At 39.5% G+C, this 21,540-nt stretch carries 18 protein-coding genes; all 18 read right to left on the bottom strand.

Annotated elements, in window-relative coordinates:
* Positions 1 to 4: 4 nt before the first annotated feature.
* Positions 5 to 1,375 (bottom strand): alpha-L-fucosidase, encoded by a 1,371-nt coding sequence (locus JNO66_RS14810; protein ID WP_203089243.1) that lies wholly within the window; start codon positions 1,373 to 1,375, stop codon positions 5 to 7.
* 78 nt (positions 1,376 to 1,453) lie between these two features.
* Positions 1,454 to 3,052 carry an extracellular solute-binding protein gene (locus JNO66_RS14805; RefSeq protein ID WP_203089241.1) on the bottom strand — a complete coding sequence of 533 codons (1,599 nt, stop codon included), beginning with the start codon at positions 3,050 to 3,052 and terminating at the stop codon, positions 1,454 to 1,456.
* An 88-nt stretch (positions 3,053 to 3,140) separates the two neighbouring features.
* Positions 3,141 to 4,049, bottom strand: a complete 909-nt coding sequence (locus tag JNO66_RS14800) for a carbohydrate ABC transporter permease (RefSeq protein WP_203089236.1) — start codon at positions 4,047 to 4,049, stop codon at positions 3,141 to 3,143.
* 12 nt (positions 4,050 to 4,061) lie between these two features.
* A complete protein-coding gene (locus JNO66_RS14795) occupies positions 4,062 to 5,033 on the bottom strand; it encodes an ABC transporter permease (RefSeq protein WP_203089235.1) in 972 nt (323 codons plus the stop codon).
* Positions 5,034 to 5,292: 259 nt separating this feature from the next.
* Entirely contained in the window at positions 5,293 to 5,931 is a 639-nt protein-coding gene (locus JNO66_RS14790) for a YesL family protein (protein WP_203089234.1), read from the bottom strand.
* Between the two features lie 32 nt (positions 5,932 to 5,963).
* Positions 5,964 to 6,350, bottom strand: coding sequence for a VOC family protein (locus JNO66_RS14785; protein ID WP_203089233.1), 387 nt, complete (start codon positions 6,348 to 6,350; stop codon positions 5,964 to 5,966).
* Positions 6,351 to 6,367: 17 nt separating this feature from the next.
* Positions 6,368 to 6,892, bottom strand: a complete 525-nt coding sequence (locus tag JNO66_RS14780; protein ID WP_203089231.1) for a 5' nucleotidase, NT5C type — start codon at positions 6,890 to 6,892, stop codon at positions 6,368 to 6,370.
* A gap of 41 nt (positions 6,893 to 6,933) precedes the next feature.
* Entirely contained in the window at positions 6,934 to 7,341 is a 408-nt protein-coding gene (locus JNO66_RS14775; protein WP_203089230.1) for an NUDIX hydrolase, read from the bottom strand.
* Between the two features lie 126 nt (positions 7,342 to 7,467).
* The gene (locus JNO66_RS14770) at positions 7,468 to 8,310 is read right to left on the bottom strand and encodes a carbohydrate ABC transporter permease (protein ID WP_203089229.1); all 843 of its coding nucleotides are present in this window, start codon (positions 8,308 to 8,310) and stop codon (positions 7,468 to 7,470) included.
* A gap of 4 nt (positions 8,311 to 8,314) precedes the next feature.
* Complete coding sequence (locus tag JNO66_RS14765) at positions 8,315 to 9,220, bottom strand: carbohydrate ABC transporter permease (protein ID WP_246483315.1); 906 nt, start codon at positions 9,218 to 9,220, stop codon at positions 8,315 to 8,317.
* 108 nt (positions 9,221 to 9,328) lie between these two features.
* Positions 9,329 to 10,666: an ABC transporter substrate-binding protein gene (locus JNO66_RS14760; protein ID WP_203089227.1), complete on the bottom strand. Its 1,338-nt coding sequence runs from the start codon at positions 10,664 to 10,666 to the stop codon at positions 9,329 to 9,331.
* A gap of 145 nt (positions 10,667 to 10,811) precedes the next feature.
* Positions 10,812 to 12,422, bottom strand: a complete 1,611-nt coding sequence (locus JNO66_RS14755) for a response regulator (RefSeq protein WP_203089226.1) — start codon at positions 12,420 to 12,422, stop codon at positions 10,812 to 10,814.
* Complete coding sequence (locus tag JNO66_RS20920) at positions 12,400 to 14,124, bottom strand: cache domain-containing sensor histidine kinase (protein ID WP_203089225.1); 1,725 nt, start codon at positions 14,122 to 14,124, stop codon at positions 12,400 to 12,402. The genes JNO66_RS14755 and JNO66_RS20920 overlap by 23 nt, the downstream gene beginning before the upstream one ends.
* 285 nt (positions 14,125 to 14,409) lie before the next feature.
* Positions 14,410 to 17,898, bottom strand: coding sequence for a hypothetical protein (locus JNO66_RS14745; RefSeq protein WP_203089224.1), 3,489 nt, complete (start codon positions 17,896 to 17,898; stop codon positions 14,410 to 14,412).
* Between the two features lie 117 nt (positions 17,899 to 18,015).
* A complete protein-coding gene (locus tag JNO66_RS14740) occupies positions 18,016 to 18,192 on the bottom strand; it encodes a hypothetical protein (RefSeq protein ID WP_203089223.1) in 177 nt (58 codons plus the stop codon).
* A gap of 133 nt (positions 18,193 to 18,325) precedes the next feature.
* Complete coding sequence (locus tag JNO66_RS14735) at positions 18,326 to 18,829, bottom strand: GNAT family N-acetyltransferase (protein ID WP_203089222.1); 504 nt, start codon at positions 18,827 to 18,829, stop codon at positions 18,326 to 18,328.
* 18 nt (positions 18,830 to 18,847) lie between these two features.
* Entirely contained in the window at positions 18,848 to 19,549 is a 702-nt protein-coding gene (locus JNO66_RS14730; protein WP_203089221.1) for a class I SAM-dependent methyltransferase, read from the bottom strand.
* Between the two features lie 23 nt (positions 19,550 to 19,572).
* A complete protein-coding gene (locus tag JNO66_RS14725; protein WP_203089220.1) occupies positions 19,573 to 21,456 on the bottom strand; it encodes a serine hydrolase domain-containing protein in 1,884 nt (627 codons plus the stop codon).
* Positions 21,457 to 21,540 lie beyond the last annotated feature (84 nt).

Below are 21,540 nucleotides of genomic sequence, written 5' to 3'. Positions count from 1 at the left end.
ATCGTTACATTAATTTGAAGGCATATGCATAAGATTTATGCAATTCTTTAATGTCTAAAGGTAGGTTCAGATGAATTCCTTCACTCGTTTGCTTAAATGAAAGGGACAGATTCGGATATACGAGTTCTACATGCTGGACTTCATTAAAATATGGAAGAATAAACTCTTCTTTAGCTGATTCTTTCTCATCCTGTAAGTAAAAGGCATAGATGACGCCCTCCTTCTGAGTAAAGGCAAAGCCATCTTGGAAATAAGGCGCTACTGGTCTAGTCCCATAGATTCCTTCCCCGTAAGTAGATAACCAGGATCCAAGCTTATTCATACTGGATAAGGCTCCTCGTGGCAGTCTTCCATCTGGCTGTGGTGCTACATTGAGGGCCAGATTTCCTCCTTTCGCAACCACCTCTAACAATAAGTGAACAAGCTCTCTCCCTGATTTATAGGTATCCTCATATCTAAAAGAAAAAGCACTTCCCATTGTGATACATGCTTCCCACGGTACATGCATCACTTCTGATGGAACGGTTTGCTCAGGTGTAATAATGTTTTCATACGTACCACCAACTGTCCGATCAGCAGCAAGTAACCAAGGCTGTGTTTCTCTCGCACGCTCAACCACTTCTCCTAATCGGATATCCTGATTATTTTCAGGAGAGACCCACCCTGCATCGAGCCATAAAACCTCAATTCTTCCATATGCTGTTAACAATTCGTTCATTTGTTCATGAGTAAATTGAACAAAGTCTTCCCACAGCTCTTGATGCTCTAATGGGTTATAACTAGGTCCACGCCACATATGTGTCCCTCTTTGCATGTCCTTTGCCCAATAGGTTGGTACATGCCAGTCCGCTTTTGAAAAATAAGCAGAGATTGGAAGTCCCTTCGCTCTAAATGCATTAAAGAGTTCCTTACAAATATCTGCTTTAGGGTGTGTATGAAATGGACACTCGCTTCCTGTAATCTTGTACTCTGTTGTTTGGGTATCCCACATTGCAAATCCATCGTGATGCTTTGTTGTGAACACTAAATACTTAAAGCCATTTTCACTAGCGACATCGGCCCATTTCTCAGGTTCAAACCGTACTGGATTAAATGTTTTGTTTAAGCTCACATATTGCTGCTTAAACACTTCGCTATCTGAAACCCAATCAATCTCATCTCTTGACCACTCTGCATCTTCGTCACTTAATGCCCACGATTCAACGACACCTAACTGAGAGTAGGGTCCCCAATGCATCATAATCCCTAGTTTCTGATCCTTGAACCATTCAATTTGTTCTAAGAGAGCCTCTTCCTTAGGCTTCACCCATCCCTTTTCATTTGTATAAGAATGAATCCCTTCTTCTACTTCTAGTGGTGCTTGTTCTCTATCCATTTGGTCCTCCTTACTGAATTGGAAAAAGCTCGTATTCTACTTAGCATCAAGTATGATACGAGCTTCTTTTTCATCTAATTAACTACTTGCCCAACGATCATATGCTTCTTGATAAATCTCCACATATTTTTCGATATTCATGCCTTCAATCGTCTCTACATAATTATCCCAATTCGAAAGCGGTTCAACGCCAGTGATGAATCGAGCTTCTAATTGTTCAACGTAAGACTTTAGATCCACTTCAATTGTGTTCACGATCTCCTGCTCTTCATTGGTTAGATACAATAATGGAATCGGCACTTCACCGTATGCATCAACTTTTTCGGCTGTTTCTTTATCCAAGAACTGATCGAATTCAGATAATTCATCATCCTCGTATCGCATAACAAGTGTTGGAGTCGGAATGCCGTATGCTGGAGTTAATGTTCCACGGTATTCCTCTGTACTCTCGTAGCCTGCCGGCAGCTCAAGATCAACTTTGTCCCCATTATCATCTAGCTCATATAAATAACCTTCTGGGCCTCTGTTTAGATACTCAGATCCTTCTTCTGAATAGAAGTAGTCTACCCAGCGAATGGACGCCTCTGGATGTTCATTTGAACTTGTAATAGAGAAGGTTCCTCTTGAGATTCCAGGATTAATTGGGATCAATGGCTCATCTGTAATCGGACTAGATAAAGGATGGAACATTGGATTATTCATTGATTCTTCCTCTGTTTCACCTGTTGTAAAGAATGAGAACCAGTCAGGAAATAGACCCAATTTGTTCTCTTGGCCTTTGGCTTTTTTCTGCTCATCAGATTGAGAGAAAGTCTCAGGATCAAGTAGACCTTCCTCATATAGCTTGTTCATATAGGCTAGATACTCTTTGTAATTTTCGGTACTTGGAGCATAACGAATCTTACCGTCAACCTCTTCTACGCCCCAATCCTTCATACCAAAGGCAGCTAAAAACGCCTTACGCGTGCTATTCATTTGAACATCAAGTAAAGGGATTTCATCCGCTTCACCATTTCCATTTGGATCTTCTTCTTTAAAACGAACAAGTAAATCATACAGTTCATCTGTTGTTTTCGGTAATTCTTCAACATCTAATGCATCAAGCCAAGCGCCGTTATACCACATCGGGACTGCCCATCCAGCGTTTGGATGCTGATTTATGGCAGGAAGCGAATAGATATGTCCATCCACTGTAGTAATGGATTTAGCTACTTCCGGATTTTCATCTAAAAGTTTTTGGATATTAGGAGCATACTCGGCAATAAGATCTTCTAACGGAATTAGAATTCCTTGTCTACCGTAATCAACCTCCATACCAGGCGTTAAATTACCACTTCCTGCCCCATAAATAATATCGGCTACATCGCCACTAGCGAATGCCAAATTAAGTCTAGTTCCAAAATCACTCATCGGAGGCGTTGTATAATCAAATTTAATATTCGTTAGCTCACTGTATTCCGTAAGTGTAGGCATATCCTTCCACTCGGCCATTCCTGTACCTGGAGCCATTAGCGAAAGCGTTATCTCTTCATCGACAATCGGAAACCCTTCCTTGTTGATCTCGACATCAGATTTAGTTGTTGAAGAGTTATCCGTGTTAGCATCATCTGAACTACATGCCGCCATAAACCCTAGACAACCAACTGCGGTTAAACAAAGTGTTAACGATTTTTTCATTCTACTAACCCCTCTCAATTTTGTTCATACATTAATTAGTGATACAGGCCCGTTCCCTACTCACCCCCAATTTAACTTAAAGCAAGGTTTAGCCTTTTAAAGACCCTATCATTACACCTTTAACGAAAAATCGTTGTAGGAAAGGATAGACAATGATAATTGGTAATGTACTAACAATCATGACTCCGTACTTCACAATTGCCGCAAGCTGTTGCTTACTATGAAGCGCTTCTGCCATTTCCCCAGTTATCTGAGTATTATTTGATGAAAGTTCATTAAGGACAAGGATTTCCCTTAGTACCATCTGAAGCGGGTACAAGTTACGATCAGACAAGTAAATCAATGCGTTAAAGTAACCATTCCAATGACCAACACCGTAGAATAAAGCCATAACTGCGATAATTGGCGCGGAGAGAGGTAAAATAATCTTCATGAACATCTTGAAGTTAGAGGCTCCATCAATTGTAGCAGCCTCTTCCAATCCTTTTGGAATAGTTGATTGGAAGAAGACTCGTGCAATAATGATATTCCACACCGCGGCTGCATTCGGTAAGACCATCGCCCAAATCGTATCAATCATGCCAAGGTCCCTAACCACAAGATACGTTGGAATTAATCCACCGCTAAAGAACATGGTCAAAACAAACATACCAGTAAAGAAACCTCTACCAAAGAAGTCCCTGCGTGATAAAGCGTACGCGGCAGGAATGGTCACGAGCAGGTTAATAAGTGTTCCAAGACCTGTATAGAAGATGGTGTTTAAATACCCTCTCCAAATTTGACTGTTTTGAAAAATCATTTCGTATCCAGCAAACGTAATATCAACGGGATATAGCCACATTTGTCCACTATTCACTGATGCAGGACTGCTGACTGAAGCACTAATGATATAAATGAGGGGATACAAAACGGCTATCAAAGCAAGAGTCAAACAAAGATAAACAAATCCTTTAAACAGCTTATCTACCTTTGTTTCTTGTATTGACGTTGTATTCATAAGGCTCCCCCTTTACCATAAGCTTGTTTCGCTTGTTTTTCTTGCAATTTGGTTAACAACAATGAGTAAGATTGCGTTAATAACAGCATTGAACAAACCAACTGCTGCTGCAAAGCTATACTGTGCATCTAGAAGTCCAGCTTTGTATACAAATGTCGCTATCACATTTGAGGACTCTAAATTCAAAGGATTCTGGAATAATAAGATCTTCTCGAAACCTAACGCCATAATGTTTCCAACGTTCATAATGAGAAGAATAACCATCGTCGGGAAGATAAATGGAATATTGATATGCCAAATTCGTTGTAAACGGTTCGCACCTTCAACGACGGCCGACTCATGGTGCTGTGGATCTACACCTGATAAGGCTGCCAAATAGATGATGGTACCCCAACCAGTACTCTGCCAGACACCAGAAAATACATAAACCGTTTTAAACCATGCGGGATCTGTCATAAACGCAATCGGCTCGAACCCCAGTAACTGAATTCCGTGATTGATAATTCCTGTAACAGGAGACAAAAATGCGATAACCATCCCCGCAATTACAACAACAGAAATAAAGTGAGGAGCATAGGTTACCGTTTGAACGGTACGTTTGAAAAAGCTGTCTTTCACTTCATTTAATAGAAGTGCCAATATAATAGGTAAAGGAAATCCAACAATTAATTCATACACGCTCAGTCCAAGGGTATTTTTAATTAGATCCCAGAAATAATAGGATTCAAAAAATCGGATAAAATGCTTGAACCCAACCCACTCACTTCCTGTTATTCCCGCAACAGGTGTGAAATCTTTAAACGCAATTTGTAATCCGTATAAAGGCATGTAATGAAAAATAAAGAAGTAAAGAAAAGCCGGTAAAATAAATATGTAAAGCTGCCAGTTCTGTAAGATCTTTTTAGTCTTTTTATTGTTCACTTTTTTTGGTGGAATTGTAGAATGTGTCTTTTCTACAGGTAGCGTTTTTGGTTGTAGTTTCATTGAATACCTCCTTCTCTTAAATTGCTCCAATCGTAGCACTGCCAGAGAAATAGTATCAATATGTTATTTTCAAAAAATTAACACAACATCGAAGACAAACATTGAAATCGCTTACATATTTAAGGCTTATACTACCATTAATATGTGCATCATGATGGAATATGTATCTTATGACATACAGTAAAGAGTCGCTATGTATCAGCATTTCCGACGCTAAATATAAAAAGAAGCTATCTATATAGCCTCTTTTAAATATGGTCTATTTTGTCTGTGTGACGGTGTTATTTAGAACATGTAATTTCTTCTCTTCGACTAATAAACAAGCACGGTATGAGAACCAAACCAACGGTGTAAAAATAATCGAAGAACCCGCAAAGATGAAAAGAACTGGCACAAAGCTAAATAAATAATACAGAATGAATAAGCTTAAAAGAATCGCAATTGTCTCCATTGGTCTGGCTAATGCAATAAACAATGACTGCTTAAAATAAGAGAACAATGGTAACTCATACCTAACGAATATCGTGAACATGTAAATGACTGTCATTAGATACACAAAACAAATAAAAAGAATCACTGCATGTAAATAAAAGGACTGAATAATTTCTTCTGAGATCTTTAGATCAATGTATAGAAACAATCCAAAACCCATTAAGAGTAAACCCAATACGTTGGATTTCTTAAATTGAGCCTTATAGGTTGAATAAAATTGCTTAAATATCGGTAGGTCAAAGTCTTTGTCATACCATTTATGAACAACTGAGCAGAGCGCCATCGTTGCTGGTGTGATGCCAAAAACAACTAAACCAGCAAGCGTGAATACAACCCATAATGTATGAAGATACATAACCTTAGCTAACCAATTGCTACATTCATAAAGCACTTTCATGATGTTCATTGGTATTCACCTCTCATAATTAAACTCTATTTCTAGTTGAGATCGCTAAATAAACTAATCAAGTTTCCATCTGGATCCTTTAAAATGGCATAGTGCTGTCCCCAAAACGTATCCCATGGTTCCTTATGACTAGTGTATCCTTGATCCATTACTCTTTGGTATAACTCATCTAACGCTGTTGCGTTCTCACAAGTAAAAGCTAATTCAATTCGGTGACCTGTTGGTTCTTTCCACGATCCATAGACAGAAGTCGCAACCTCGACCGTATCAAAGGCAAGCCTCACTCCACCCTGGTCAACTTCTACATGGGCCTGACTGTCCCATTCTGAAGAAATCTCAAATCCTAATGTTCGATAAAAATCCAAAGCCCGCTTCATATCCTTAACCACGATACCTACCATATCTAATTTTATCGACATAACGATCCCCCTATTTTTTATAGAAAATAGCTTCGGACTTCCTTCCAGTTGTTCACTCGAACCACACCCGACTCATGTATATTGTGTGGAGCTGTGTAGAGGATTCCTTGTCCTTCAAAGGTCTTAAAATGTCTTGAGTTATCATCAATTAGATAATCAGCTCGAATGATGCTCTTATTTCCGCAAAAGACAATGTTCAAATCGCTTAGAAAAGGGAAGTGCTCTTTCAGCCACTCGTATTTAGCTGTAAATGAAGTTGGATATTCCATAGCAGCGGTTGTGATATATACTTCATAAGAGTGTGTTAATTCTTCAATTACTTGCTGACTATCCTTCATCACTTCAAGATCCCGAAAGAACGTAGGATCTTTTATATATCCTTTGATTTTATCTTCAAGTTCTGGCCTGAGGGATTCTAACGTACACCCATGTAAGTCAGCAATCTTTATATCATCATTATACTCTGTGTTATATAAAGATAAATGCTTTGGGATAAAGTCAGCCATTACTTCATCCATATCAATGGCAATGCGTTTTTTCATTTCATTCACTTCCCGTATCTTTAGTTGCTACCTCTAGTTTATCAAAATGTCACAAAGAAAGGTTGCTCTTCTGAATTTAAACTTTTTTCAATTCGTTCTCTAAAGTTCTTCCACTTAACCATATCCAATGCCTGCTCGAGAGGAAAAAATGCCACTTCATCACTTTCATTCGATGGTCGGCACTCTCCTCCTATAGGCTTTCCTAAAAATAATGTATTACAAATACAACCTTCTACATTTTGAAAAATTCCACAGAAACCAGTAATTTCAATGATGATTCCACTTTCTTCTTCCGTTTCTCGAATGGCAGCATACTCAATCGATTCCCCTTCCTCCACTTGACCACCTGGCATCTCCCAGCCCCTATTCGGGTTCTTTACCAAAAGTAATTCGTTTTGATCATTTAATACAATCGCTGCCGCTGAAACAATGTGTTTAGGTACAGTCATTTGATCACTCCTTTTATTACGCATTCGATACACGTCGAGATATTCCTCTAAAAAAAAGAGCAATGACGCGTGTGCGTGCATTGCTCTCCTTTATTCTCTATTTTATTAAAAGGCAAAGATCTACATTTATTTAAGACCAGTTGTGGCAATACCTTGAACCAGATACTTTTGGAAGAACAAAAAGATAATAAATTGTGGTAATAATGATAGGGTTGACATGGCGAGTAAAGGTCCCCAGGAGCTAGCTCCTTGTGAATCTAGGAAACTTGCAAGACCCAACGCTACAGTATATAATCCTGGATCATTTAAGTAGATTAACGCTCCAAAGAAGTCGTCCCAGCTCCACATAAAAGCAAAGATTGTAACCGTAACGAGTACTGGCTTACAAAGTGGTAGAATGATTCGCCAGAAGATGCCAAAGGTTGAGCAGCCATCAATGAGCGCAGCTTCATCTAACTCCTTTGGTACGCCGCGAATGAACTGCACCATTAAAAAAATAAAGAAGGGCACTCCACCTACAAATGCCGGAACAATTAGAGGCAAATAAGTATTAACCCAGCCAAGTTCATTAAAAAGAATGTATTGTGGAATGAGCGTCACTTGCATAGGCAGCATCAGCGTTCCAATTAAGCACGCAAATAAAGTTTTCTTAAAACGAAATTCTAATCGAGCAAATCCAAAGGCAACAAGAGAGGATGAAAACAAAGCCCCCACAATATTTAAAGTGGATACAAAAAGAGAATTTGCAAAAATTTGATCAAATCCTACACGGCCGAATCCAGCCCATCCTACAGAATAGTTATCCCAATTAAACGAAGAAGGAATAAGAGATGCAGCCTGTTGAAAAATCTCTGTGTGTGGTTTAAATGAGCTAGCAAACATCCATAAGACTGGGTAGAGCATGACTGCGCCAAAAAGTATAACGATAGAATGATATAAGATCGTTCTCATCTTTTTTTGCTTGTCCATGAGATTACCCCTTCTCCGATTCGTAATATACCCACTTCTTTGAGCTATAGAAGATTAAGGCAGTAATAATTGCAACTACCACTAATAGCATCCAAGCCATGGCCGAGGCATATCCCATTTGATAGTTTTGAAAGGCTTTCTCATACAGATACAATGCATAAAATAACGTACGATCAAGCGGCCCACCTTCCGTAGTGATAAATGCCTGAGTAAAGATAAGAAATCCACCAATCATTTGCATAATCAGGTTAAAGAAGATGACAGGTGTTAATAAAGGAAGTGTGATCGATTTAAATTTACGAATAGCTCCTGCTCCGTCTACCATTGCAGCTTCATACAAATCTCTTGGAATCTGCTTAAGTCCTGCTAGAAAGATAATCATAGGTGAGCCAAACTGCCAAACAACTAGCAAAACTAATACCCAAATGGCATGATCGGGACTGGCAATCCAATTTCGGCCCTCTACTCCTAAAAATAACAGTATGTCGTTAACCGCTCCTTGCCCACCAAATAACTGGCGCCACATAACTGCGACGGCAACACTTCCACCAATTATTGAAGGAATATAGAAAACCGTCGTGTAAAAACCTTTTCCTTTGCGTTCATTGTTAAAAAGCATAGCGACAGCTAAGGCAAAAATGAGTTTTAAAGGAGTAGATACCAATACAAAGATTAATGTGACACTGACTGATGTTCGAAAGCGCGCATCATTCGTGAGGAGTTCCGTGTAGTTAGATAATCCTACCCAGTTAGGGCTAGAAAGTAGATCATAATCTGTAAATGAAAAGTAAAGGGAAGCAATCATTGGACCGATAACAAATCCTAAAAAACCAATTAACCATGGTGAAATAAAAGCGTATGCAATGAGCTCCTGCTTTCTTCGTTTCTTCTTTTCTTGCTCCGTCTTCATTGGTTTTTTGGACGAGTTTACTTTAACACTCTCAGTGGTTGCCATTTCATTTGCCTCCTTTCAAAAGAGAAAGAAGCAATCAATCTGCTTCTTTCTAGTGAGTTAGAACTAGTTTTGTAGAATACTCTCTGCCTCTTCTCTGAAACGCTCAGCAAACTCTTCTGGCGTAATCATGTCATAAGAGAGCTCTTCCAATAGACGGGTATAGGCGTCACTAATCTGTCTTGTACCTGGTGGCTCTGGTGGATGGATTGGCGCAGAGTAATCAACAACTAAATCCATATAGTCGAACTGCATTTGCTCTACTTCATCCAAGTCCTCGTAAAGATGGTCGCGAACTACCTGAGAGATTGGCACACCACGCTCTGCATTCAAAATTTCATTTGCTTCCAGATCGTTTGTAATAAAATCAATGAACCTTGCTGCCTCCTCAGATTTATCAGATTGAGAAGAGACAGATAAAAATTGACCAGGCTTTAAAATATGTCCATTGGATCCGCCTTCTACGACAGGGAAGGTTGTCATCTTCAGTGGACGATCTGCTGCTAGAACGTAAGCAATAATAAGATTACTGTTCTCTGGAATAGTTGCTGCATCGCCATGTACAATTAACGAATCCTCTAACCCTTGAATATCAGCCGTTACATCCGGACCTGGTACTAAACCGTCATCCAACATATCCTTGTACATAGTTAGAAAATCAATTAAATACTGATCGTCATAGCCCATCTCAGTGTAATCCTCATTATAAAGCCATAAATCATGTTGTCGTAGATAATGACTGAAGAATGGCATGATTGATATTTCTCCAGAGTAGATTCCTAATTCCTCATTAAGCGCTGCAGCTGTTTCAGCATATTCCTCCCATGTGTATCCTGGTTCAAGCTCCGGAACACCCGCTTCCTCAAAGGCAGCTGGGTCATAAAGCATAAAAAGTGAGTTAGTTCCTAGGTTAACTGCATATAATTCGTCATCAACATATCCACCTTCAATGAGCACTTCATCAACGTCGTCAAAGTTAATAACACCTGAATCTACAAATTGATTAAGTCCTGTTAATAGATCACGCGAGACATATTCATTTAAATATTGTAGATCCATCTGGACTACATCTGGCATATTTCGTCCTGCTGCTTGAGTAGATAACCGTTCCCAATGACTGTCCCAACCACTGAACTCCGTACTAACAGCAATATCAGGGTTCTTCTCTTCAAAAAGCTCAATTGCTTCAATGGTTCGGTTATGCCTTTCCTGACCGCCCCACCATGAAACTCTTAATTCCGTTTGACCTTCTTGAACATCTGCTACTTCCCCGCCTTCATCCGTAGCTCCAGTGCCATCTGCGCTTTCTTCACCTCCAGTATCTGATGAAGAACATGCTGCGAAAACAAGGACAGATGACGCTGTTAAACAACATAGCTTACCCAAATGTTTAATCCTCTTCAATAATGTCTCCTCCTTATTAATAAAGCGCTTTCATTTAGTGTAAACGGTTTCTATATCTGTGAATAGAACACAAATGTTAAAAAAGTTGCACAAATAAAGCATTCTGCGTAAATTCAATAAATGCTTGCATATGATTAGATTTCCTCTATTTTGTCTTAGACTCCTTAAGAAGCATCGTTGGGCTACAGCCAAAGTATTGTTTAAACTGCCTTGTAAAATATGGAACATGAGTATAACCCACAGATTCTGCAACCTCGTATACTAAAAGTTCGTCTCCTTCTACTAAAAGTTGTCTTGCTTTTTCAAGGCGCACCCTTGTAGCGTATGATTTAAAAGATTCTCCAACAATTTTAATAAAAAGCTGACCTAAATAGTTTCTCGAAAGGTTCAAATCATCCGCAATGCTCTGTATAGATAGATCGTTTTGATAGTGATTATGAATATATTCAATGGTTCGCTTAATGGCACGTCTATGCTTAATATTATCGTCGAGCTTATAATAATCAAAAATGCGAATGATTCTTCTTATTAGCCAATCCCTAAGTTCCTCTTGAAATAGGATTCTATTTAAATCCTCGGCTAAATCTATAGTAGAGAAAATATCATCTATTGGCATCCCCTTATGATGCATTGAATACGAAATAGCAGTCCAAATCTCTGTACCACACATACGTAATTGATCTGGGGAGTTAAGCCTTCCTTCCAATTCCAGTTGGTCAAAGCATTGATGCAGCAAACTTTCCACTTCATCCGATCGGCCAAATCGAATTGCTTCAGCCATGCTTAAATAATACCAAGAGGGCTCCTTCTTTTTATGATCAGTTACGGCAGTTGTTTCTTCTCCAGAAATCGCCACGTGTTTTGCTGGTTCCTTTAATGCTTGCATCGCAACATCTGTTGAGGTGGAAAGCTGCCGCCATGTATCGCATGGCTCCCCAATGCCAATTAGGACTTTCAGCTTAAGATATCTTGAAACAGATTCAACGATCTCTGCTGCTATATCCTGTAGTTGAATATATAATTTATCCCAATCACTCTCTTGATCATCATGAATCACAACAGCTGAAAATTCGTTATAAAGGTCCACCCAATCCAACTCAATCTGATGGTTTTTAGCGATCTCTCCAACAATATTTTTTGATGCCACACGTAGGAGAAACCAATCTGTGACGTTTGAAGTCATACTTGGCCTCTGATGAATGGCTAGCACACAGACTACATGTCGCTTATTCTTCCAAGTATGTTGCAATGGGAGAAAGGCTCCTCTCTGACTCGACTCCCCTATTACTGCGTCTCGCAGCCAATTCCGTTCAATAAGGTATTCGTACGATTTTAACTGATCCTCTAGCTCCTCCTGCTTCTGCTGCTCAACATGGTGCTGAGCTAGCTGTTCTGTTACTCGCGCAAGAACTTCTTTAATGGTATCAGATGAAGTTGGTTTTGAAAGATATTCATCGATTCGTAAGCGCAAGGCCTTTCTTGCGTATTCAAAATCAGAATGCCCACTCAGAATCACACACTTCCCTGTAAACGCATGGCAGCTATAAAGTGATTGCATCATCTCTAACCCATCCATCACAGGCATATAGATATCTGTAATCACTAAATCCGGTTCCTTCTCACAAATTACTTTCATTCCTTCCGATCCGTCCCTGGCCTCTCCTACCAGACACATGTTTAAGCTCTTCCAAGGAATAATTGCTTTTAACCCAGCTAATACTTGTGCATCATCATCAACGATCACGGTCCTCCACATTGGTTAACCCACCTTTTATTTGATCATTCAATTGTTTAGCTACATTAATGCTGACAGTTGTTCCTAGATTTCTTTTACTACGGATGATGACACCATATCCCTCGCCAAAATAGGCTTTGATACGTTTATCCACATTCTCAATGCCATATCCTCTTTTTTTCATCATTTTTGTTTCAAATCCACATCCATTATCTGTGACTCGAATGTTCACTCTTTTTTCCTCGACTGTGATCGTCACTCTAATCTTGCCTTGTTCACGTCTATGAAAACCGTGAATGATCGCATTCTCAATCAGTGGCTGAAGTGTAAACTTAGGAATGAAATAGGGCTCTGCATCCTTACTTAGCTTAAATTCATAGGTTAAAGAATTGTGTAGCCGATACTGCTGAATCTTCAGATAATATTGAACGTGGGCTAGCTCATCTTTTATAGGGATTAAACTTTTACCTTCTGATAGTCCAATACGTAACATTTTCCCAATTAATTCAATGACCTTGCTCATCTCATCTTGATTTCGTTCAATCGCCATCCAATTGAGCTGATCTAATGTGTTGTACAAAAAATGAGGATTAATGTTAGCTTGTAATGCACCGATTTCGGCTTTTCGTTTTAAATAGCTTTGGTGTTCAATTTTTTGATGGAGTCTTTTAATCCGATTAGTCATACGTTGAAAGCCATTAAACAGCTGCCCGAACTCGTTATGATAATTCTCCGGCAGAGAAATGGTTTGCCCTAGTCCATATTTCTGCATTGCATGAACTAAAAGTAAAATGGGTTTAGTAAATGTTGAAGAAAGAAAGTACGTCACAAACAGAGCACATATGACAGCAATAAAGCCAATTCCAAATAGGATGATAGCCATACGAGCTCCGCTTCCTGTCAGCTCTCCTCTTGGTGTTAGCTCAACTAATTTCCACCCTGACTCGCTAAGACCAGACCAAACGATTAAGCCTTTATCATTTTCCTGCATACCTTCATTGTTTTCATTATTTGTGAGGTTAGCCATATGTAGTTGTAATTCCAAATTAATTGGAAGGTCTGGGTCTCCAATTGTAGCAATTTGATTAAGAGAAGAATCCAATAGGACACGAGATTTTGATTGTTGATTATCCTTAATCAATGGGACGAACTGTTGAAGAGAAATATTCATAACCAATACACCACGTATTGTTCCTGAAGAAGAATAGATGCTTCTCGTATAGGAGACGATTTCAGCTGACTCCTCTTTTAAGTGCATTTGATGAGGTCCAAGCCATCCCTCATCCAATTGATTCAGTGTTTGGTTCTTGGGATGATCATGTAAATCAAGTATAGATAAATAACGAATAGGCGTTTGTGGATCGTAGGCTGGTGGCTGTTGCATGTAGATATCAATGGATTCTACTAAGGACATACTAAGAATCACTTGATATAAATAAGAATGAACATTGGAGCGTTGATAATTGTAGTAATAAAGTCCAGAATCAGTTGACCCTTGAAGAATTGTTTGGAGCGCACTGTATCTTGATAACACTAAAGACATTTCTTCAACAGCACGAAGCTGATTGTTAATCTCTTTGCTGTACAGAGCCAATGTTTCTTGCTGATGAACTATGGTCTGGTCTGTCATTTCGTTAACCATAGTTCTATAACTTACTAGAATCAGAATAGAGAAAAGGATAATAATAAACAAAGCAAAGCTGCTAAATAGCACAGTTCTCACTTTAAACCTCTTAAACATAAGCCAGCCACCATTGTATAATTGAAATCGCCCTCCTATTTTAAGCGCTTACAAATAATGTACGTTTCATTGTAAATGATAACCTATTATCTTTTCAAATTTTAAATTATGCGTGAAAAAAGCTACCTTTCTACCTCATTTTACTCTAATTGCTAGAATAAAAAAGATGATCCTGTTCATACAGTGATCATCTTTAGAAGTTGCTTAGGCTTTTTTAAATTTTTTTTAAGAAGGAGACATCTTGATTTTGTTCATTGCTCTCATCCCTTATTTCCAATTCGTAAAATAATTCTTCAGCTTCCTCATGAACTGACCCCACTGATCCTTAATTGAAGTGTCTTCTTCGCGTTTCTTAAGCTCCTGGTACGTGGCAAATCCGATGAGAATGGCTCCTCCAGCCATGAGATATACCCACCAAGGGATACTTGACCAAAACGTTCTTGTGGCATAAAGCGTATTGACAAGTAGAGCCACTACACCTGTTATAAAGTAAGCTGCGTATTTCAAATAAAAACCAGCGAGTATGGCAAGAACAGCAAGAATGCTTAAAGTTAAGCTTCCATAAAGCGTTTGATTGGCAAGTGTGGATAAGCTCATCACAATAAACCCAAGGACTACGGTAACCATTTCAACCGGTGGTCTCCATGAATAATCTTTGGCAACGATTCGCAGGAGAATACTCACAAGTAGCATGCATGGAACCGTATAGATAAAGACCATATACTCATCTGCAACTGGGAGGAGCGTTAGGAACAGCGAGTACGGATAATAGAAACCAATTAACAGCGTAGCCGCTTTTACGAATCGAACGCCTTTGTTTTGCTCTTTGATAAAAAGCAGAACAAGATAAGCAAAAAGAATGGTTGCAAGCGTAAGCTCCACAACTGTTCCAATTGTTTGATCCCCACGAAGCTGCAAACTCGCAAATAAAATTAATAGTGTACTAATGATCTGATAGCTGTTCACTCGTTTGCTTGATATGAAGGACCAGCCAACGTAATAAACACCTGTTGCCTTGCCTGCAAACGCTAAGGCGACGAGTAAAATAACTGTTTGAAGCGTACTTTCATTTCCAAAGAGAACGATAAGTGAAGCGAACGCATATGGGATTGCTGTATAGTTGCCTTTTTTAAGCTTCTCTTCAAGGTAATAGATACTCAAAATGCTTACCGCAAAAACAATAGCTATTTTCACGATTCCATAAAGTGTTGCTTCCCAAATAAGTAACGAAAGAGGATAAATATTCAGTAAGACCAACCCAGCGAGGATCCCTTTTCTTTGATAAGACAGTGGTTTCCAAAGCATACAAAGAAGGATGATTCCTCCTGTAAGAAGTAAGCTGTCTGACTCTGTCACAACCGGCAGCTTACTGAACCATATCATGTTGTGTATTAATAGGAAGATTCCTGCGCATAAGCTTTGAGCGAGACGCCACACTCGTTTCTTTGAAAGAATGACTTCTGCAATAAAGAAAACAAATGGTACGAGTAAGCCATGTACACTTAAGTCACTAATAAAGATAAAAAGTGAATAGAAAAGGCCCACGATTAAAAGAAGACTGTGACCTGTAACATAGAACAAGCTTGCTCCCAGTGAGGTGCTTCGTTTGATCCCTTTTCCAATCCATATGAAGATACCACCAGAAAGGAGTAGAATGGTCCAGAAGCCTACTGTCGTCTCAGCAAGTACTGTGTTCAGTAAGCTCATATACGCAAGTAACGCAAAAGCAAGAACACCTACATAATATCCCGATTCCTTAAATATTACGACAGCAGCCACTAGGAAGTAGAGAACTCCAGCGAGCAGATAGCCAGTTAGAACAACAGGGAACTCACTAGCGAACGTGAGATAGTGATACAGGATTGTCATCAGGACGATTAGATAGAGCAAGCCACCAGAAGCATAAGAGACAACGGCTGTCTGCATACCCTGCCATCTTTTGTAGGCGAAATGTAAGCCTGAAAGTAAACCTGCACCTACTATAAAGTGAACGGTTGTATCAAGTGGTGCAAGATAGATGCTTTCATTTGCTCTGGCAAAATAAGATGTAATCACTGCAAAGAATAAGACAATGACTCCACTTACACTCATCACACTCTGATACGCTTTTACTTCATACCTAAACAAAACAGAGGCAACAATCGTTAGACTCAGGAATACAGCAGTTAATAGCCACCATTCTGTATAAGCAGCGAGCTCCAACGAAATCATTCCTAACGATAAAGCAGAAATGAGTTTAATTGGATGGCGTATCAACCTTGTATCAAGCTTCTGAATGAAAATCGTTGCTAGATAAAGAACAACAAAAAGCGTAACAAGTAAAATCGCCCGAGTACTAATGGATTTAAGGTAATGACTGAGTAAATACCAGATTGAATAACTGGCTAACAGATACCCAAAGAACAAAGTCACTCGTTGTTTAGCTAACCATCCGGCCGTAATCAGAAGAACCACAGTTCCACACATGGTTACGCCGTACAAGTTAGGAGCAAAATAATCGTCAAGGAGCATTAGTTGACTAAAGGTATGTGTGAAAAAGATCGTAACAAAAAAGATAACCTGAATCGGCATATACAATAAAACGTCCCCGGTTTTTTTCTTCTCAATCTGATAAACCGCCAGTAAGATCGTAGGTAACACTAACGTAAGTAAGGCATTATACCAATCATATTCATTTGCGTTCCAGAAGATAAAGCCTGTTACACCTATGCTAAAGGTTAAAACGGCAGGGATAGAGAGAATTCTATACACAGGTTGCTTTAAAGCAAACCAATAATAGAGAATACCGAGTAACGCATAGTTTCCAAAGCCAGCGCGACTCCATTCAAATAAAATAAATTGGATAAACGTTGCGAGAATGATCTGCGCGAGTATAAACCATGGCAGATACGCACGATACGACTGCAACGCAGATAAACCCATTGCCTTTTTCCAAACAAGCAGTTGAGCAAACACAAAGATTGCTAGTATGAGTACATACGTCTCAATCGTGGATGAAATAAATCCAGCCGTATACAACATACTTGAAGCTGTTGCGAGAAGTGCAACAATCTGAAATGTCCGGTTCGCTTCAATGCTATATAAAAATGCGTAAAGTACAGCACAAGTAAGAGATGCAAGAGCCGCAAATAACAAACTGCCCTCTCCACCCATAGATAAGTAATCACCAAAAATTCCATAATAACTAATAGAGAAAAAGACAATCGGTACAAAAAACGCAAAAAGCATCAGAAAAGCAAGCATCGTTTGTTTAATCTTAAGACGATGAGCTACATAACTCATTCCTGCAAACAACACCGCAATTCCACTAATTAAGAAAACCTTTGTGATTGGAGCAAGCACTAGCCAATTGGTTAATGCAAGTAGCACTCCACCCAATAGCAACAATGCGACCCCAGACGTCAGAATATACGTTAATCGACGTTTGCGATTTTCCTCAGGAGTACGCTGTTTTTTGACAATTGTTGGACGGACAGGTTGCGTTTGAACTGGCTTATTTATTGCGGGAGGCGCTTGCTCTTGCGATTGAGCAGGAGCAGTTTGAGATAGCTGAAGCTCTTTTTCCGCAACCTCTGCTGCTTTTTGTTTAGCAAGCTCTTCTTTTTCTTGCTCCTCTAAAGCCAGAAGCTTTGCATCAAACCCCTTCTTCACCGCCTCATACGTAGACACATCAATATAATCCTCTTCCGCGAGTAAGAGCACCTCATCGATGGCCTGATCAATCTTTTGATGGGCTTTCTGATTCTTTTCTTTCAAATGAACACCCCCTAATGTCTAATTCTTACTAATTATCTTATACCTAATGTTAGTACCAGGTCATGATTATTTGATATTTTACACAAAGTTCCTTGATATGAGCGATGCGGTTAGGGCTTACTTACTCCCTTTTGCTACACAATCCAGACATTCTAGGCGCTGTAATTTTGCAAACGCCTTTAAATTTGTTACTCCATTTAGCTCTCCTGCCCTAACGAATAGAGCCAGCTTTTCATCTGATTGAAATTCTTTTTTGCACGATGAGCATTGTAACTTTTTTCGCTTAAAGAACATGATTCACTGACCTCCATTTTATACAGATATCCTCTAGAAATGATCTTTCTTCACACTGATTTTAGAAAAAGTTAAGAAATAAAATGGATTCTGTACACAGGCGTATACAGAATCCATCTTTCTACCATGAGGTTCAAGTTTCCTTTTTCCATTCGTAAATAAGCACATCCACATTCTCGCCTCTAAGAGTAATCTGCTCCTCCTGATGAAGAGTTGCCCCCATCTTCTCATAAAAGATTCTTGATTGATTATTCGCTAAGACCTCGACATAGATGGTTGTGCAGCCTAATGTATAGAGTTCCTCTAAAATTTGATTGGTTAGTCGAGCGCCAATTCCTTTTCCTTGTTCCTCTTTAAAAAGGTAAACAGTCGTTAAGTCCCCTACATTCGCATCCTTGCTTTTTTCACGCTTTTCTCCTGAAGCGATACCAATGATTTGGCCATCATCTTTTTCTGCTACATAGATAAATCCTCGCTCATTTTGTATGTTGTTCTCCCATAGCTTCGTTCGTTCATCGTATGAAAGTTTCTCCAACATTTCATCGGGCAATAGTCCCTTGTATGTAGTACGCCAGCTATCAACATGGACTCTTGCCATAGCAGGCGCATCTTCTATAACGGCCTTTCGAATTGACATCGTGCATCCTCTTTTCTCTTATCGTTTAATGACTAACATCGTGTGTGCGTTGCTATGAAATTCATACGTTGTTCGCACTTCTGAAACTGAGAAGCCTCTTTCAGTTAAGGTTGACTTCACTTGATCTAAATGTGCGTATCTTTCGCCTTCAAGGTCTACCAAAGGAAATATTCTTAATTCCTTTTTGGTGACACGTAACAATTCCTTGATTGTCTTTAGGTGAAAATCCTGATCCAGTCGATCACTATACATAAATAAAAAGTGCGCTGAAAGTGTTAGATCAAACTGTTGATCTGCAAAAGGTAGGGCCGGAAGCATCGCCGGTACGTATCGTTCAGGAAATGCTTCCATATGATTTGTACATTCTGTTAATGCCGTGAGACGGTGCACCCTCAAATCCTCAACATCTTTAAAGTAATCCCACTGATACTTGTCCCTAGCTTTTGCTACCCCCTTCATCGCATACTCAACGTCGTCAGATCCTTTCTCGTATAAGGACTGCATCGAATACGTATAGGCCATATCACAGGCTGTAACATCCATACCTAAGGAATGGGCATGAGCAGTAAAAGAACATGCCCCCGCTGGACAATCAAGCACTTTCTCCCGTTGTAGATCTTGCTCATTCAAACCAAACATTTTCATATATTCATCAAACGTTCTTCCAATAAAAATCACTCGATCTAACTCTAAATAATGACTCTTCTCCGCTCTGCTCATCCCAGCTCACCTCTTCTATTTAATTACCTATAAAATTGAAACACACTCATAAGAATGATTAATACCACAATGAAGATTATTGATAACATATACATGATCTTCTCTTTAGTCGTTGATCTTGTTTTACGCCAATTCACAATCATGAACAGCATGGCGATTCCTGCAATACCTGTGACTATGCCATTTAAAACGAGCTGCGGCATGACCTCTGAATACGCCCGCGCGGCATTGATTAACATACGCGCCACAAGGATCAGAAGATTAACTATTAAAATAGTGCCGCTTAAAGCAAGAATTCCATGTCCAATTGATACTTTTGACATACGATGTTTGCTTTGTCTTCTGATACGTTTTATTAATAACATGATGGGGATCACTAGAAAATAGAGTGCAACTACGCTTGCTAGAATCCCGTATATCAAAATATATGGCATACTCTTCCCAGGTGGATACGGTTCATAATCGGATATTGACGTTGAGATCTTGCTGACTTTTGCGTTCTCCATCTGCACAAATAGCTGCTTCATCGAATGAAAGACAAGATCTCCCTCAACCAGCTTATAAGTATTAGGACTTGTTTGCAGATAGGTTCCTGTGAAGCCAGCATATTGCACCTCAATTTTGTCTTCCTCTGAAGGCTTTATTTTAAAAGGCATCAAATCAAAATATAGTTTAATAAAACTATGTTGCGGTCTACGTGTAGCCAGAAAGGACCCTTCGATTGCAGGTGGTAAATCTTGTACCGTTACTTCCTGTTCCACTTGTTCCGCTCCAACAAGAAGCTCTGTTAAACCATAATTTATCTCCATTTCACCCGCTTGATTCGTCAGCACCACTACCGCAAACTCTTCGTCTGGCACTAGATGAACATGACTGGAGAAGGAGTTTGTGTTCCCTCCGTGGTACAAGCCTCGCGCGGCCCCCGCATATTCCCATAAGCCATGAGCGATCCCGTTGATGGTTTCATCAGCTGCATAGCTTTGTGATAAAAACTGATTAAGAGTCTCATGTTCCTTAAATAATGGAGAGAATTCCCCATCCATTGGCAGCAAAGCCTGAACAAATGCGGTCAAATCACTGGCTGTGCCATTCACTCCACCACTCGGATACATTGACATATAGAACCAGTCTGACTCAATGAATACTGAGGGTTCAGTTAGTACATACCCCTTTGCCTTTTTTTCCATCAGATCTTCTTTGCCACTGAATGTAGGATGAATAACTGTATGATTCATGTTCAATGGTTCAAAGATTTCGTTTTCTACATACTCATAAAAAGGCTCCCCTGTTACTTGTTCAACAATAAAAGCGGCAAGTGCAGTTGAGTAGTTTGAATACGCCACCACTTCTCCTGGAGGATACACTTGATTTGGCTCAGCGACCTTTAATCCTTCCTCAAGCGTTGTCACATGCTCAGGTGTAGGAAAGCCTAGATCAAAAACATTGTCTTCAAATCCAGCCGTATGATGCATTAAATCTAGAAACGTAATGGGTTCTTCTCTACTCACTTTTGTAAGGAATCCATCAGGTAAATAGGGTTGGATATCATCTGATAAATCCAATTTTCCTTGCTCAGCAAGCTGCATCAATGAAACCCAAACAAGAAGCTTACTTACAGATCCCCATTCCATGATCGTCTCATCTGGATTCATCTCCACATTCTGATCAATATCCGCAAGGCCGTATCCTTTTGAAAAGACGACTTCGTGATTCTTGATGACCTCGACACTTGCTCCAGCAGCTGTGTTTCCTACCCATTCATCTACATATTCATCAATTGTTGCTTCAATGTCCGAGATCGGAATCCCAGATGGTGTCTCTTGTCCAGTTGCATTGGTGTTCAAAGGAAATAGAAAAATGGATAACCATAAAATGATGAATGCAATTGTTCCTTTGTTTGGCTTCACTTAGCTCTCTCACTTTCTATGATGTCATCATTCATGGGCGGTCCCCCTTATCTATGTATATATTTGACTAATAATTGGTTAATA

This window comes from Alkalicoccobacillus gibsonii (genome assembly GCF_016798245.1).
Lineage (GTDB): Bacteria > Bacillota > Bacilli > Bacillales > Bacillaceae_D > Alkalicoccobacillus > Alkalicoccobacillus gibsonii.
The sequence above is the reverse complement of the archived record's forward strand: the minus strand, read 5'-3'. Positions and strand labels throughout refer to the sequence as shown.